Source organism: Streptomyces sp. NPDC002845, from assembly GCF_053591955.1.
On the sequence record NZ_JBSFUU010000020.1, the window covers coordinates 1 to 14,655 of the forward strand.

Below are 14,655 nucleotides of genomic sequence, written 5' to 3' on the forward strand. Positions count from 1 at the left end.
TGGGGGGGTCCCTCTTTCTTCTGTTTAAACCCGCCGCTCTTTTTTTCACCCGCTTCCGCGACAGCCCCCACCCGCACTGGATTCGCCAACAGCATCGGAAGCGCGTCGCGGGGCCCAGCCGTTGTCCTGCCGTACATCACACAAGCGGCACGGTCACCGCGTTGTAAGAGGTGTTGTCATCCCGGTCCGGGGTGTTGAAGCGTGAGTTGGGAAGGTACAGCCGACCCCGGTAGGCGGCGGCCGTGGTGGGCTCGTCGAAGCTGTCGTCCCTGATCACCCCGATCGCGGTACCCCGCGACCCCGACCGGTTGAGCCGGATCACATCCACCTGGTTGCTGCCTGGCTGGACGACGTAGAGCGTACGGCCGACGAGCACCAGCCCGTCGCCGCTGGGCAGCGTGGTGTCACCCAGGTCGACCTTGCGGGCCACGCCGGTGCGCGGGTTGACGCGCATCAGCGAGCCCCCGTCGGCGGCCGCGTTGGTGACGAGCAGGGCGCTGCCGTCGGGGGTGAGGGCGATTCCGTTGGCGGCGAAACCCGTCTGCACCCAGTCACCGCTCAGCGTGAGGGTCTGCGGTTCGCCGAGGCGACCCCACCGCCCCAGCGGCAGCTTGTAGAGCCGTGCGCCGAGGGACTCGGTGAACCAGGCGGCGTCGTGGGTGAGCAGCACATCGTTGACGAAACTGCCCTCTCCGCCGACGGTGTGCGAAGCGAGCAGGGCGCCGTTGCGGCCGTCGACGACCCGCAGTTCACCACTGCCGCCGCCCGCCAGGAACAGCCGTCCCCAACCGTCCACCTTCAGCCCGACCGTGTGGCGTCCGAAACCCTCGTGGACCACCTTCCCCTTGCCGGTCGCCAGGTCCGCCCGGTACACGCCACCGGTGGCGAGCGATCCGAAGTAGGCGTACGGCGCGTAGCCGATCGCGATTCCCTCAGGCCCCCAGCCGTTGGGCAGCGCGAGCTCCGAAGGCCATGACCCGGAGGTGCGCCCGGGGGAGGCCTGTGCCGTACCGCCGACCAGGGCTGTCGCCCCAACGGCGAGGCCCGCGCCGAGAAGCTGCCTGCGTGCGAGTGAACGGGTCATGATCATCCTTCCTCGGAAAACGGACGCGGTGTGCGCCGTGCGAACTCAATTATTGAGAGTTCAACGAGATTCCCCCAGAGACGAATGTCCTGACTCTCGGCGGCACAATCGCCCGAACACGCGTGGCTACTACTGCCAGACGTAGAAACAGCGGTGGTACGAACCGCGGACGTACTGACCCGGAGTTATACAAACGCTGCTCGCTGGTTGTCCCGCGCCGCCTGCCGCAAGGTGGACGCCGCGCACACGATCGTTTCCCGGTACGCCACCCAACTCCCGCCGACCAAGAGAGTGGGCATGACCACCGAACTTCCCGAGTCAGCTGTTTCCCCTTCCGAAGGATCTCCGCCGGCCCCTTCCCGGCGCACGTTCATCGCGACCACCACCGTCGGCGGTGCCGTCATGGCGGGCGGCCTGGTCACCGGACCTTCCGCGTTCGGCGCCGAGGCGACGGCCACCGCCGAACCGCCCACCGGCCGCCTCTCCTTGACCGTGAACGGCGAGCCGCACACCGTCACGGTCGACAACCGGACCTCGCTGCTGGACCTCCTGCGCGAACGCCTCGGCCTGGCCGGCACCAAGAAGGGCTGCAACGCCGGTGCCTGCGGGGCCTGCACGGTCCTGGTCGACGGACGCCGGGTCAACTCCTGCCTGACACTGGCGATACGGCTGGAAGGCGCCGAGGTCACCACGATCGAGGGCCTGGCCGACGGCGACGAACTGCATCCCCTGCAACAGGCGTTCATCGACGAGGACGCGTTCCAGTGCGGCTACTGCACCCCCGGCCAGATCATGTCCGGCGTCGGCTGCATCCAGGAGGGCCACACCGGTTCCCCGGCGGAGATCCGCGAGTGGATGAGCGGGAACATCTGCCGCTGCGGCTGCTACGTGAAGATCGTGCGCGCGGTCGAGCAGACCGCCCGCGGGAAGTGAGGTTCGGCCCTCCATGCATCCTTTTTCGTTCACGAAGGCCTCCGACACACAGGCCGCGCTCGCCGCCGGGCGACGCGGCGGCCGCTACATCGCCGGAGGCACCACCCTGGTCGACCTGATGCGCGAGACCGTCGAACGCCCCGAGACACTGGTCGACATCAGCGCACTGCCGCTGCGGGAAGTCACCGTCACCGAACGCGGGGGCCTGCGCATCGGCGCACTGGTACGGATGGCCGAGGCTGCCGCCCATCCAAGGGTGCGCGTCGCCTACCCCGTCGTCTCGGAGGCGCTGGAGCTGAGCGCCTCCGCGCAGCTGCGCAACATGGCCACCATCGGCGGCAACATCATGCAGCGCACCCGGTGCACGTACTTCCGCGATGTGACGGCCGCCTGCAACAAGCGCGAGCCGGGCTCGGGCTGCGCGGCACGGAACGGCTTCAACCGCACCCACGCGATCCTGGGCACCTCCGAGTCCTGCGTGGCCACGCACCCCTCCGACCTCGCCGTGGCCCTCACGGCACTGGAGGCGCACGTGCACCTGCTGGGCCCGGACGGCGAGCGGACCATTCCCTTCTCCAGGTTCCTGCTCAAGCCGGGCAGCACCCCGAACCGCGAACAGGCCCTACGGCAGGGCGAGTTGATCACGGCGGTCGAGGTCCCGGCCCACCCGCGCCCGCTCAAGTCGGGCTATCTGAAGGTCCGCGACCGGCAGTCGTACGAGTTCGCCCTGACCTCGGCGGCCGTCGCGCTGCACATCCGCGGCGGCGTGATCCGCGGGGCGAAGGTCGCCGCCGGAGGCGTGGGCACTGTGCCCTGGAAGCTGCCCGCCGTCGAGCGGTACCTCATCGGCGAACGGCCCACGAACACCCTGTGGGCCAAGGCGGCGAAACGGGCGGCGGACGGGGCCCGCCCCCTGGAGCACAACCGCTTCAAGGCCGAGTTGCTCAAACGCACCGTCGAACGCCAGCTGCGCGTCGTAGGAGGTACCAAGTGAGCCGCCAGCCGCAGGCAGCCGTCGGAGCGCCGCTCTCCCGGGTGGACGGGCGGCTGAAGGTCACCGGCCAGGCCAAGTACGCCGCCGACCACGACATCGAGGGTGTCGTCCACGCCGTCGTCGTCGACAGCACCGTCGCGCGCGGACGCATCACCCGTATCGACACCGGGGGCGCCGAGGCCCAGCCCGGCGTCCTGAAGGTGATCACCCACCTCAACGCGCCCACGCTGCCGTACCACGACTACCCGGGGATGAACCCTCCGGGACGGCGGCAGCGTGTCTTCCAGGACGACCGGGTCCTGTTCTTCGGCCAGCCGGTCGCCGTCGTGGTGGCCACCACCCTGGAGGTCGCGCAGCACGCCGCCGACCTGGTGAAGGTCCGCTACGACGCCGAACACCCCACGACCGACATGGCCGGCGCACCCGCCAACGAGGCCCAGACCTATGAGCGGGGTGACGCGGACAAGGCCCTGGGCTCCGCGGACGTCCGGCTGGAGACGACCTACCGGCTCGCCCGCAACCACCACAACGCGATGGAACTGCACGCGGCCATCGCCCGCTGGGACGGCGACCGGCTCACCCTGTGGGACAAGACGCAGTGGGTGCAGGGCGCGCAGATGGAACTCGCCGCCGTGTTCGGCATCCCCCGGGAATCGGTGCGCGTCATCTCGCCGTTCGTCGGCGGCGCGTTCGGCAGCGCCGGACGGACCTGGTCCCACGCCCCCATCGCGGCCCTCGCCGCCCGCGAGACGGGCCGCCCGGTGAAGCTGGTGCTGACCCGCCGACAGCTGTTCTCCTGGATCGGGTACCGGCCCGCGTACGAGTACAAACTGCGCCTGGGCAGCGACCGGCGCGGGCGGCTGAGCGCGATGGTCCACGACCTGCGGGGCGAGACCTCCCGCCACGAGGACTTCCGGGAAGCCGTCCTGGTGCTCGGGCAGATGCTCTACGCCACGCCCCACGTCAGCCAGGAGTACCGGACGGTACCGCTCGACGCGAACACCCCGCTGTGGATGCGCGGCCCCGGCTACGGCAGCGCCGCCATCCCCATCGAGTGCGCGATGGACGAACTCGCCTACGAGCTGGGTGTCGACCCGATCGCGCTGCGGCTGCGCAACGAACCGGAGGAAGACCCGTCGAACGCACGGCCGTTCTCCACCCGGCGGCTGCGCGAGTGCTTCCGTGTCGGCGCCCGCGAGTTCGGCTGGAGCCGCCGCAACCCCCGGCCGCGCTCCACCCGTGACGGCGACTGGCTGATCGGCACCGGCGTGGCCACCGCCTGCTACGACATCGGGCGCAGCCCCGCCGAGGCCCACGCCCGGCTCGACGCCGACGGCACCGCGGTGGTCCAGTCGGCGGCCACCGACATGGGCCCGGGAACGTACACCTCGATGACCCAGGTCGCTGCCGACGCCCTCGGCCTGCCCTGGCGGAGCGTCGAGTTCCGGCTCGGCGACACCGATATGCCGCCGGCCCCGCCGCAGGGCGGCTCGCAGCTCATGGCGAGCGTGGGCTCCGCCGTCCAGGACACCTGCGACAAACTGCGGCGGCAGGCGATCACGCTGGCCGTCGAGGACGAGGACTCGCCGCTGTACGGCGTCGCTCCCGACGCCGTCGTCGTACGCAACGGCCGACTGCACGTGAAGCGCAACCCGGCACACGGCGAGAACTACCGGCAGCTGCTGGCCCGCCACAACCTCACCCACCTCGAAGCGCGTGGGTCCTGGACCCCCGATCAGTCCCGGTTCTCGCTGTACGGCTACGGCGCGGTGTTCGCCGAGGTCGCCGTCGACGCCCGCCTCGGCCTCGTCCGGGTGCGGCGGATGCTCGGCGTCTACGACGCGGGCCGGATCATCAGCCCGAAGCTCGCCGACAGCCAGGCCCTCGGCGCCATGGTCGGCGGTATCGGCGCGGCCCTGCTTGAGCACACGGTCACCGACCACCGCGACGGCCGCATCGTCAACGCCAATTTCGCCGACTACCTCGTGCCCGTCAACGCCGACATCCCCGATCTGAAGGCGATCTACCTCGACGGGGAGGACCCGCACGCCGACCCCATCGGCGTCAAAGGACTGGGCGAGCTGGTACAGATCGGGGTGGCGCCCGCCGTCGCCAACGCGGTCTTCCACGCCACCGGACGCCGGGTCCGTGAATTTCCCATCACCGCCGAGGCCCTGCTCTGAGCCGCACGAGACCGTCCGGCGGCAGGTGAACGGACCACCGCGACGGACCCGAGGGCCGCCGCCGCGACCTCCGTACCCATGGCGCGGCGGCGGCCCGCCCACATCGCCCCCACCACCGGCCAGGAAGACCCCGTCCATGCTGAACATCGCGGACACGCTGCACACCTGGTGCCGCGAGGACCGCCCCTTCGCCCTCGCCACCGTCGTCCAGGTCAGCGGCAGCGCACCCCTGCCCGTCGGCACCGCACTCGCCGTGGACGCCGACGGCACCGTGGTCGGCAGCGTGTCCGGCGGCTGTGTGGAAGCGTCCGTCTACGAGCTGTGCCGACAAGTGCTGGAGACCGGCGATCCGCCCGCACGGGCATGGTTCGGCTACTCCGACGACGACGCCTTCGCCGTGGGCCTGACCTGCGGCGGCGAACTCGAAGTCCTGGTGCAGCGCGTGGAACCCGCAGCCCGGCCCCACCTCACCGCGGCCCTCGGACAAGCCGTGGCCGGTCGGCCCGTCGCGGTGGCGCAGATCGTGGACGGCCCGGAAGACCTGCTCGGCCGCACCCTGTCCGTCCTCGGGGACGGCAGAGCGTACGACGGAACCCTGGGCCGCGAGCGCGAGGACCGTGCGGTGCTCGCGCAGGTCCGCGCGCTGCTGCGGGCGGGGCGTACGGCTCTCGTCGAGGTCGGCGGGGACGCCGACACCTGCCCGGAGCAACTGTCCGTCGTCGTCCACACCCACGCGTCCCGCCCCCGCATGCTGATCTTCGGCGCCGTCGACTTCGCGGGCGCGCTCAGCGAGGCGGGACGGTTCCTCGGCTACCGGGTCACCGTGTGCGACGCCCGCCCCGTCTTCGCCACCGCGGCCCGCTTCCCGCACGCGGACAAGATCGTGACCGACTGGCCCCACCGCTACCTCGCCGACACAGAGGTGGACGCCCGCACCGCCGTCTGCGTCCTCACCCACGACGCCAAGTTCGACATCCCGCTGCTGCGCCTGGCAATGAGCCTCCCGGTCGGCTATGTCGGCGCCATGGGCTCCCGGCGCACCCACGCCCGCCGTCTGGAACTGCTGCGAGAGGCGGGCGTACCCGAGGAGCACCTCGCGCGCCTGCGTTCACCCATCGGGCTCGACCTCGGCGCCCACACGCCCGAGGAAACCGCGGTCTCCATCACCGCGGAGATCATCGCCCACACCCACCACGGCACCGGCCTGCCCCTGTCCCGCAGTACGGGACCCATCCACCACCCCGACCACGCTGACCGGCGGTCGTCCGCCGCGCTCAGTGACGCGGCTCCGTTCCCCAATCGGCCAGCGTCCGCAGGGCTTTCTCCGACCGGGAGCCCGGCTCGGCATGGAAGGTGACCAGGAGTTGTACGGTGTCGTCGGGCAGCGACATGGTCTCCTGGCAGACGTCGAACTCTCCCACCAACGGGTGCCGCATCCGCAGGGTGCCGTAGCTCTTGCAGCGCACGTCGTGCCGTGCCCACAGCCGCCGGAACTCCTCGCTCTTCTCCGACAACTCCTTGATCAGGCAGGCGAGTTGCGGGTCGTCCGGGTGGGCGCCCGCGTCCATGCGCAGAACGCTGAGGATCGACTGTGCCATGACGCCCGGGTCGGCGAAGCGGTCACGTGTCCTGGGGGAGAGGAGGATCAGCCGGGGCCAGTTGCGTTCGCCGGGCGACAGTTGCGCCCAGTCACCGAAGAGGGCGGCGGCCAGGCGGTTCCAGCCCAGGATGTCCATGCGCCGCCCCGCGACGTACGCGGGTACACCGAGTGAGTCGAGCAGATGCCGAACGGCGGGCCGCAGCCGTTGCGGCGGGGAATCCTCCTGCGTCGCGCCCTGCCGTCCGGGCTGGGCCAGCCGGACCAGATGGGCGCGCTCGTCCTCGTTCAGGCGCAGCGCCTGGGCGACGGCGTCCAGCACCTCGGGCGACATGTTGTCGCCGTAGCCCTGCTCCAGCCGCGTGTAGTACGCGAAGGACACCCCCGCCAGCTGCGCCAACTCCTCGCGCCGCAACCCGGGAACGCGTCGCCGCCCGTACGACGGCAGCCCGAGGTCCTCGGGTTTGAGCCGGGCCCTGCGGGAACGCAGGAACTCCTTCAGCTCGGCACGCCGGTCGAGTCCGGACGCCGCCTCTTCACCGGGCGCGACATGAATCGCCATCTCTGCTCTCCAGTCGTCGGACGTGGCATGGAAGACATTAAACGTTTTCGGGGGCGAAGGTGATCGAGGTGCCCTGCGGCGGGGAAGGGGGAGGCGACCGGGGAGAAAGACGACCCTGATGATCGCTCGCCGCAAGGCCTCGTGGAAGCTTGTCGTGACCAACTCTCCGAGGAAACAGGGGACATGATGCGCGGACTGTCGCGTAGGACGGTGCTGGGCGGGGCCGCAGGCGCCCTGGCTGTCGGCATGACCGGAACGAGTGCCGCGTCGGCACGGGCGGCGGGGGACCGGAGCGGTGGCGTCCGTGGCGCGGGCGGGGAACCGTACATGCCGGTGGAAGTGGGCGACGGCGGGGGACCGGCGGGGACGAACCGTGTGCATGTGCTCAAGGTCGGACCCGGGCGGGCGGAGACGGTACTGGTCCTGGTGCCGGGCATGTTCGGCGCGGCCAATGACTTCCGGCTGCTGGCCCGGGACCTGGTCGAGGCGGTCCCGGGGCTTCAGGTGTGGGCCCTCGACCGGCGCGAGGAGAACCTGGCCGACCGCTCCGGCTTCGCCGGCCCCGACCCCGTCGGCTACTACCTGGACGGCCGCTACCGCTCCCAGGACCCGGCCGCGTCCGGGTACGTCGCGGGCTGGGGCCTCGGGCTCGTCCTCGACGACCTGCGCGCGGTCGTGCGGGCCGCGAGTGGCGGCGGCCGGCGGCGGGTGGTGCTGGGCGGCCACTCCTGGGGCGCGACCACCGCGTTGGCGTACGCGGCCTGGGACTTCGGCGGGCGCCCCGGGTACCGGGACCTCGCAGGGCTGGTCGTGATCGACGGGGGAGTGCGCGGGGCGTTCACCGGGACGGGACAGCCGGTGCGGGACTCGCCGGAGGAGGTACGGGAGCGGCTGGCGGCGATCGACGCCGGGGCGGTCTTCGACATGACCCTGAGCGCGGTCGGGCTGGGCGGCCGGGCGGAGAGCACACAGATCTGGTACCAGCTGGCCGGGTGGTACGCCCACCTCGACCCGGAGGGCCGGTCGGTGCTGCAGCCCCGGCTGCCCGACGCACTGCGGCCGTCGTTCCCGGTCACCAACGCCGCCCTGCTGGGCATCCTGGTGGACGCGGGCTTCGGCTGGCCGAACGACATCAGCGTGCACTCGGGCCGCCTCGCCGACAGCGGCGACGTACGCGGCTGGGTCGACGAGGGCATCACCCCGATCAGCCGCGTCGCCATGTCGTACGCGGGTCCGGTGCCGGCGGTCTGGGAGTGGTACTGGCCCTCCCGGCTCTCCGTGGACCTGGACGTCGCCGACGCCTACGCCGACACCGAGTTGGCCCGCTCCCTGGGCCTGCGCCTGCGGCACGCGACGGAGTTGGACGTGCCGCTCTACGCCTTCGGGACGAGCTACGCCAACGGCACGATCGAGACGGCGGCGCGCGAGGTCGTGGCCGACTCCCGCATCCCGTACGCCGCTTACGAGACCGACGAGGGCATGAACCACCTGGATCCGCTGTTCGCCGCGCCGTCCCACAACACCCTGACACGCACACTCGCCCCGTTCCTCTTCCATGTCCAGCGAGGTTTGCGTGGGACCGGCGGGACGTGATCAGGGTTGCGGGGATGTTGTGCGCCGACACAGAACCCGCATTGGCTGAAGGACGCGCGATCGTCGGCCCGGACCGTTCAGGGAGGGCCGATGCGTGACACCGCGCGCCCGGCCGCCGACCGGACCCGGGACGGGCAGACGCAGACCGGAAGGCCGCCTCCGAGGGCCACGCCGTCCACGACGGGAACCCCAACCGAGAGCGCGGCACCGAAGGGCCCGAACGGTCCGAACAGCCCGAACGGGGAGGACAAGCGGCGCGACGCGTTCTTCGACAACGCCAAATACCTTGCCATCGTGCTGGTGGGGCTGGGCCACGCATGGGCGCCGCTGTACAGCGGCAGCCGGACCGCGGCCGCGCTGTACATGGCCGTCTACGCGTTCCACATGCCGGCGTTCATCGTCATCTCCGGCTACTTCTCGCGCGGCTTCGACGCGAGTCCGGGTCGGATCAGACGCCTGGTGACCGGCGTCGCCGTCCCGTACGTGGTCTTCGAGACGGCGTACGCGCTGTTCAAGCGGTGGGCCGTCGACGACCCCGCCCACCCCGTCAGCCTGATCGACCCCGGCTACCTGACCTGGTTCCTCGTGGCGCTGTTCGTGTGGCGGCTCACCACTCCGCTGTGGCAGACCGTGCGCCGTCCACTGTCGATCGCGCTCGTCATCGCGGCCCTGGCGTCCCTCTCGCCCGACATCGGCGGCAACCTCGATCTGCAGCGCGTCCTGCAGTTCCTGCCGTTCTTCGTGCTCGGGCTGCGCCTGAAGCCGGAGCACTTCCAACTGGTCCGCCGCAGGGAGGTGCGGCTGCTGTCACCGCTCGTCTTCGCGATGACGCTGATCGTGGCGTACTGGGCGGTCCCGCGGATGAACGCGGCCTGGTTCTTCCATCGCGACAGTGCCCAGGAACTCGGTGCACCGGCCTGGGCCGGACCCGTGATGACCCTGTTCCTCTTCGGCTGCTCGCTGCTCCTCACGGCGTGCTTCTTCGCCTGGGTGCCCCGGCACCGGACCTGGTTCACCGCCCTCGGCACGGGCACGCTGTACGGCTACCTCCTGCACGGTTTCGTCGCCAAGGGCTCCCGCTTCTGGGGCTGGTACGACCACGACTGGATCCACACCCCGTTCGGCGAGATCGCCGTCACCGTCCTCGCCGCCGCGCTGATCACCGCGCTGTGCACGTCGCCGGTCCGGCGGATCTTCCGGTTCGTGATGGAGCCGAAGATGGAGTGGTCCTTCCGCCGGGACCCGGCCGAACTCGTCCGTGGGCGGCTCTGAGCGGCTCCGGCGCTCGCGGGCTCTTCGCGAGTTCCGTTGTGGCCGGGGTCCGTTGGCCTCCGACCTGCGCCTAAAGTGGTGGCGTGTCCTCAGGAAACTCCGTGGTGTCACGCAATGTGCGCCTTCTCAGAGAGCAGCGTGGCCTGTCCCTGGCCGAACTGGCCCGGCAGGCGGGGCTCGCGAAGCAGACGCTGTCGAAGCTGGAGCAGGGTACGGGCAATCCCACGGTGGACACGCTGTTCTCGATCGCGGCCGCACTCGGCGTGCCGGTCACCAGGCTGGTGGCCGAGCGGGAGCAGGTGATGACCGTGCAGCGGGGCGACGAGGTCGTCTGGGAGCAGCGCGGCGGATACGAGTCCCGGTCGCTGGACCATGTGTACGGCTCCGGCGTCATCGAGAACTACCTGGTACGCATCGGCCGCACCCCGCAGGGCGCGGGCAAGCCGTCCGACCCGCACCCGGTGGGCACCTTGGAGCACCTGTACGTGATCAGCGGCCGGGTGCGGGTCGGCCCCGTCGACAGCCCGGTGGAGCTGTCCGCGGGCGATTTCGTGCGTTACCCGGGCGACCGGCCGCACGTGTACGAGTCGCTGGACGCGGAGAGCCTGGTGCACATCGTGGTGAGCGTGCCCCGTGTCCAACCCGGCACCGGCAGCCCGAACCTCGCGCGAACCCATGGGGAGAGCCGGGGCTGAGACCGCCCGGAGCGGCCCCGAGGGCCAGGGCCTGCCCGGCGGGTCACGCCTGGGCCGCGGGGTCTGGCACGCGCTCCCCAGGGGGTGCCCCCCAGCCGCGTTGCCGTGCCGTCGGTCGCCGACGCTCCGCGTCGCCCGCCGCGGCGGCGGGCGACGTCACAGCCTCCTCCGCCTCGCAGCCGCGTGCTCTCCCACGCGCGAACCGGCTTCGCCCGGCTCGCGCGCAAGCACCGGGGGCACCCCCATGCCCCCGCTCACCGGCGCTTTCAGGGGCATCGCAGGTCGAAGCCGACGTGATCCGCCGGACAGACCCTGGCCGCGGACGCGTCGCGCCGTCCGGACGCCGGGCCGGGGGAAACCGGCGGCCGGACGGCGTTCCACAGGGGGCCATACGGGGCTCAGGCCACGGGCAGGCCGCTGAGTCCGGGCGGCGTTGCCGTGTGCCGTGCTCTGGCCGCGGTGACCGCTCGTGCCGCTTCATGGGCGACGCGGCGCAGGGCGGGGGCGAAACGGGCGGGGTCGAAGCGGTGGTCGGCGCCCGCGACGGAGAGCGCCGCCACGGGGCGGCCGAGGGGGCCCATGATCGGTACGGCGACGCAGGTGAGGCCGAGGGAGACCTCCTGCCGGTCGTAGGCGATGCCGTCCTGGCGGATGCGGAGCAGGTCGGCCCGGAAGCGGTCGGGATCGGTGAGGGTGTACTCGGTGCGGGCGGGAAGCCCCGCCTCGATGGCCGCCTCGGCGGCGTCGTGGTCGAAGGCCAGCAGAGCCTTGCCGACACCCGTGCAGTACGCGGGCAGCCGGGCGCCGATCCTGGAGGGGGAGCGGGCCGCACGGTGACCGTGGATCTTGTTGACGTACACGATCTCGGTGCCGTGCAGCACGGCCAAGTGCACGGTCTCGTGGGTCAGTTCGTACAGATCCGCGAGATGGGGCAGCAGCCGTTCCTGGAGCAGCAGGGGAACGGGGCCGTAGACGCGGTTGCCGATGTCGAAGAGCTGCGTGCCCAGTCGGTAGTTGCTGCCGACCCGCTCGACGAGTTCGTTGCGCTGCAGGATGCCGAGCAGACGGAAGGCCGTGGACTTGGTGAGCCGGGCACGGCGGGCCAGTTCGCTGACCCCGACCTCCCGGTCGTGCTCGGCGAGCGACTTGAGCAGGACCAGCGCCTTGTCGACGGCGGTCTGCTGGTCGGACGCGGTGGTCGGCCCACAGGGGCGCGGGGTGTCGGCAGGCTCGGACACAGGGGTGGGCATGGGCGGACTCCGGGGACGTACCGAATGCGACCATTGAAGTGGACGCGTGTCCAATCTAGGAGACTGTGTCGGCCTTGTAAACGGCTCGCGCAAAACGACCGCCCGTAGCGCCGCTGGGGCACTACGGGCGGAACGACGGCTGTCCGCGGACCGGCGTCAGAGGGCGAACTCCCGGTCACGGGTCTCGGGCAGGGCCAGCACGCAGCCCAGGCTGATCAGACACAGTCCGCCGGCGTAGGCGCCGAGGACGAGCGGCGACTGCCAGTGGGCGTTGAGCCAGGTGGCGACCAGCGGGGCGAAGCCGCCGCCGAGGGTGTTGGCGAGGATGAAGGTCGCCGATGCGCCGGTGTACCGCAGCCTCGCCGGGAACAGCTCCGGCAGGAACGCCGCGATGGGGGAGAACATCAGGGTGAACAGCACCAGGCCGATGGTGAAGGCCCCGGTGATCAGCACACCGTTGCCGGTCTTCAGGGAGCCGAACATGGGCAGGGCCCACAGGACGCTGCCGACCGCGCCGGTCAGCATCACGGGGCGTCTGCCCACGCGGTCGGCCAGCCGTGCCGCCGGTATGGTGGCGGCCGCTCCGGCCGCGGCGGCGATGCTCGCGGCGGTCAGCATCGTGGGCTGCGGAATGCCGAGCGCCACCGGCCCGTACGACAGGCTGTAGACGATCGTCAGGTAGTAGACGGCCGAGCCACCGATCGCCGCGCCGATGCCGAGCAGCAGCCGACGGGGGTGCTCCTTGATCAGGGTGCCGAGGGGGAAGCGCGGCGCCGACGCGCTGTCGGCGGCGTGCCGCTCGCTGAACACCGGGGACTCGGTGACCCGGGTGCGGACCCAGAGGCCGATGACGATGAGCACGGTGCTCAGGAGGAAGGGGATGCGCCAGGCTCCGGCGGCGAAGCCGTCCCGGCCCGCGATGGCCATCGTCGGCAGGATCACCGCGCTGGACAGCAGGAAGCCGAGCGGCGGGCCGGCCTGCGGAATCGATGCGAACAGCGCCCGGCGTCCGGCGGGCGCGTGCTCGGCCGCCAGCAGCACCGCGCCGCCCCACTCGCCGCCCATGCTCACGCCCTGGAGCAGTCGCAGGGCGACCAGGAGTACCGGGGCGGCGAGGCCGGCGGTCTCGTACGTCGGCAGCAGTCCGACGCCGACCGTGGCCGCGCCCATGAGCATCAGGGAGAGGACCAGCGCCCGCTTGCGGCCGAGCCGGTCACCGATGGTGCCGAAGAGCACCACACCGATCGGGCGGGCCAGGAACGCGGCGGCGAAGGTCAGGAAGGCGGCCAGTGTCGACACCGTGGCGTTTCCGGACGGGAAGAAGGCCGGGCCCAGCACGAGTGCGGCTGCCGTGCCGTACACGGCGAAGTCGTAGTACTCGATCGTGGTGCCGATGAGGCTGGCGACGGCGACCCGGGACACATTGGGCTTCTGTGCGGCGGGTTCCGCGGAGCGGGTGGCGGCGCCGACTGCTGTGGCGTCGCTGGTGGTCTCGGACATGAGCGACTCAATTCCGATCAGGCCCGGATCATGAGTGATCCAGGGCACAGTGGGGACTGAGCGGGGACTGTAAGGCCCGGGCCGCCGAGCGTCGGATGCGTGTTCCGCTCTGCGGCACGAAGGAAACGAGTCGCTGTCCGAGGGTTGGTTTCGCCCCCGCCGCCCCTACCCGTCCCATCCCTGGGGGCTGCCGCCCCCCAGACCCCCGCATCGGCCTGAACGGCCTCGTCCTCGAACGCCGGACGGACTGGGTATGTCAGCCTCTCCGGCGTTTGAGGAGCGGGGGTTCGGGGGCCGGCCCCCGAGGAGGGGACGGGTAGGGGCGGCGGGGGCTACCACCGGCAGTGCCCCACCCGCGCACCGGCGTGTCGCACCACGGAACAGCGACTGGGCTGCCCCTGCCCGGGTGGCGTCTGCTGGGCGCATGCAGCGAGACCACACCGCCGACGCCATCGCCCCGGCGCGCACCACCGAGGCCCGGAACGCGCCGTCCTCCGAGGCCGCGTACGGCTACGGCGTCGGCACCGTCCCGGACCCGTGGACAGCCACCCGGACCGACGGCCCCGGCCCGCTCGGCCACCGCCGCGCGGCGGGCAAGGCACTGCCCGAGGAGGCCCAGCGATGACGTCCACCCCTGCCCGCCGCGCGTCGCACCGCCTCGCTCGCGCCCCCGAGCCGTCCGTCGACGTCAGCGCGTACTTCGACCTCGACCACGGCCTCGTCGACCGCACGATCTTCGGTGACGCGGCCCTCTACCGGCAGGAGCTGCGCCGCGTCTTCGCGCCGAGCTGGCTGTTCCTCGCGCACGAGAGTCAGTTCAGGAAGCCCGGTGATTTCTTCAGCACGTACATGGGCGAGGCCCCGGTCGTCGTCGCCATGGGCCGCGACCGGAAGCTGCGGGCCTTCCTCAACGCCTGCCGCCACCGAGGCATGCGGATCTGCCGCGCCGACGCGGGCGCCACCAAGGCGTTCACGTGCAGCTATCACGGCTG

Annotated in this window: 12 protein-coding genes and 1 pseudogene; 9 read left to right on the top strand and 4 right to left on the bottom strand. The window is 71.5% G+C overall.

The window, feature by feature from the left end:
- Positions 1 to 136: 136 nt before the first annotated feature.
- The gene (locus tag ACWD3C_RS16520; protein ID WP_451144418.1) at positions 137 to 1,084 is read right to left on the bottom strand and encodes a superoxide dismutase; all 948 of its coding nucleotides are present in this window, start codon (positions 1,082 to 1,084) and stop codon (positions 137 to 139) included.
- Positions 1,085 to 1,381: 297 nt separating this feature from the next.
- On the opposite strand from ACWD3C_RS16520, the gene ACWD3C_RS16525 reads away from it, so the two are divergent.
- From ACWD3C_RS16525 to ACWD3C_RS16540, 4 genes are all read left to right on the top strand, one after another.
- Entirely contained in the window at positions 1,382 to 2,017 is a 636-nt protein-coding gene (locus tag ACWD3C_RS16525) for a 2Fe-2S iron-sulfur cluster-binding protein (protein WP_451144420.1), read from the top strand.
- 13 nt (positions 2,018 to 2,030) lie between these two features.
- Positions 2,031 to 3,011, top strand: a complete 981-nt coding sequence (locus tag ACWD3C_RS16530) for an FAD binding domain-containing protein (RefSeq protein ID WP_451144422.1) — start codon at positions 2,031 to 2,033, stop codon at positions 3,009 to 3,011.
- A complete protein-coding gene (locus ACWD3C_RS16535; RefSeq protein ID WP_451144424.1) occupies positions 3,008 to 5,194 on the top strand; it encodes a xanthine dehydrogenase family protein molybdopterin-binding subunit in 2,187 nt (728 codons plus the stop codon). Before ACWD3C_RS16530 ends, ACWD3C_RS16535 begins: the two co-directional genes overlap by 4 nt.
- Positions 5,195 to 5,330: 136 nt before the next feature.
- Positions 5,331 to 6,551, top strand: coding sequence for an XdhC family protein (locus ACWD3C_RS16540; protein ID WP_451144426.1), 1,221 nt, complete (start codon positions 5,331 to 5,333; stop codon positions 6,549 to 6,551).
- Here ACWD3C_RS16540 and ACWD3C_RS16545 read toward each other — a convergent pair.
- Positions 6,469 to 7,353 carry a helix-turn-helix domain-containing protein gene (locus ACWD3C_RS16545; RefSeq protein ID WP_451144428.1) on the bottom strand — a complete coding sequence of 295 codons (885 nt, stop codon included), beginning with the start codon at positions 7,351 to 7,353 and terminating at the stop codon, positions 6,469 to 6,471. The two genes, ACWD3C_RS16540 and ACWD3C_RS16545, sit on opposite strands and share 83 nt — an antisense overlap.
- 327 nt (positions 7,354 to 7,680) lie before the next feature.
- Here ACWD3C_RS16545 and ACWD3C_RS16550 point away from each other — a divergent pair, with 327 nt between their 5' ends.
- From ACWD3C_RS16550 to ACWD3C_RS16560, 3 genes are all read left to right on the top strand, one after another.
- Positions 7,681 to 8,946 (top strand): alpha/beta hydrolase, encoded by a 1,266-nt coding sequence (locus tag ACWD3C_RS16550; RefSeq protein WP_451144430.1) that lies wholly within the window; start codon positions 7,681 to 7,683, stop codon positions 8,944 to 8,946.
- Positions 8,947 to 9,036: 90 nt separating this feature from the next.
- Positions 9,037 to 10,218 (top strand): acyltransferase family protein, encoded by a 1,182-nt coding sequence (locus ACWD3C_RS16555; protein WP_451144432.1) that lies wholly within the window; start codon positions 9,037 to 9,039, stop codon positions 10,216 to 10,218.
- A gap of 116 nt (positions 10,219 to 10,334) precedes the next feature.
- The gene (locus ACWD3C_RS16560; protein WP_451144434.1) at positions 10,335 to 10,913 is read left to right on the top strand and encodes a helix-turn-helix domain-containing protein; all 579 of its coding nucleotides are present in this window, start codon (positions 10,335 to 10,337) and stop codon (positions 10,911 to 10,913) included.
- A gap of 398 nt (positions 10,914 to 11,311) precedes the next feature.
- Here the strand turns inward: ACWD3C_RS16560 and ACWD3C_RS16565 are convergent, their stop codons facing one another.
- Positions 11,312 to 12,163: an IclR family transcriptional regulator gene (locus ACWD3C_RS16565; RefSeq protein ID WP_451144436.1), complete on the bottom strand. Its 852-nt coding sequence runs from the start codon at positions 12,161 to 12,163 to the stop codon at positions 11,312 to 11,314.
- A 156-nt stretch (positions 12,164 to 12,319) separates the two neighbouring features.
- Positions 12,320 to 13,663, bottom strand: coding sequence for an MFS transporter (locus tag ACWD3C_RS16570; RefSeq protein ID WP_451144438.1), 1,344 nt, complete (start codon positions 13,661 to 13,663; stop codon positions 12,320 to 12,322).
- A gap of 424 nt (positions 13,664 to 14,087) precedes the next feature.
- Here ACWD3C_RS16570 and ACWD3C_RS16575 point away from each other — a divergent pair, with 424 nt between their 5' ends.
- Positions 14,088 to 14,288, top strand: a complete 201-nt coding sequence (locus ACWD3C_RS16575; protein ID WP_451144440.1) for a hypothetical protein — start codon at positions 14,088 to 14,090, stop codon at positions 14,286 to 14,288.
- Positions 14,285 to 14,638: pseudogene (locus ACWD3C_RS16580) on the top strand (Rieske 2Fe-2S domain-containing protein); the annotation flags it as partial. The gene ACWD3C_RS16575 and the pseudogene ACWD3C_RS16580, both read left to right, overlap by 4 nt.
- Between the last annotated feature and the right edge of the window lie 17 nt (positions 14,639 to 14,655).

Bases quoted from the DNA above. Each gene is read 5' to 3' on its own strand.
- ACWD3C_RS16565 (WP_451144436.1), bottom strand. From the start codon at position 12,163: ATGCCCACCCCTGTGTCCGAGCCTGCCGACACCCCGCGCCCCTGTGGG.
- ACWD3C_RS16555 (WP_451144432.1), top strand. From the start codon at position 9,037: ATGCGTGACACCGCGCGCCCGGCCGCCGACCGGACCCGGGACGGGCAG.
- ACWD3C_RS16570 (WP_451144438.1), bottom strand. From the start codon at position 13,663: ATGTCCGAGACCACCAGCGACGCCACAGCAGTCGGCGCCGCCACCCGC.
- ACWD3C_RS16530 (WP_451144422.1), top strand. From the start codon at position 2,031: ATGCATCCTTTTTCGTTCACGAAGGCCTCCGACACACAGGCCGCGCTC.
- ACWD3C_RS16550 (WP_451144430.1), top strand. From the start codon at position 7,681: ATGCCGGTGGAAGTGGGCGACGGCGGGGGACCGGCGGGGACGAACCGT.
- ACWD3C_RS16575 (WP_451144440.1), top strand. From the start codon at position 14,088: ATGCAGCGAGACCACACCGCCGACGCCATCGCCCCGGCGCGCACCACC.
- ACWD3C_RS16525 (WP_451144420.1), top strand. From the start codon at position 1,382: ATGACCACCGAACTTCCCGAGTCAGCTGTTTCCCCTTCCGAAGGATCT.
- ACWD3C_RS16540 (WP_451144426.1), top strand. From the start codon at position 5,331: ATGCTGAACATCGCGGACACGCTGCACACCTGGTGCCGCGAGGACCGC.
- ACWD3C_RS16520 (WP_451144418.1), bottom strand. From the start codon at position 1,084: ATGACCCGTTCACTCGCACGCAGGCAGCTTCTCGGCGCGGGCCTCGCC.
- ACWD3C_RS16545 (WP_451144428.1), bottom strand. From the start codon at position 7,353: ATGGCGATTCATGTCGCGCCCGGTGAAGAGGCGGCGTCCGGACTCGAC.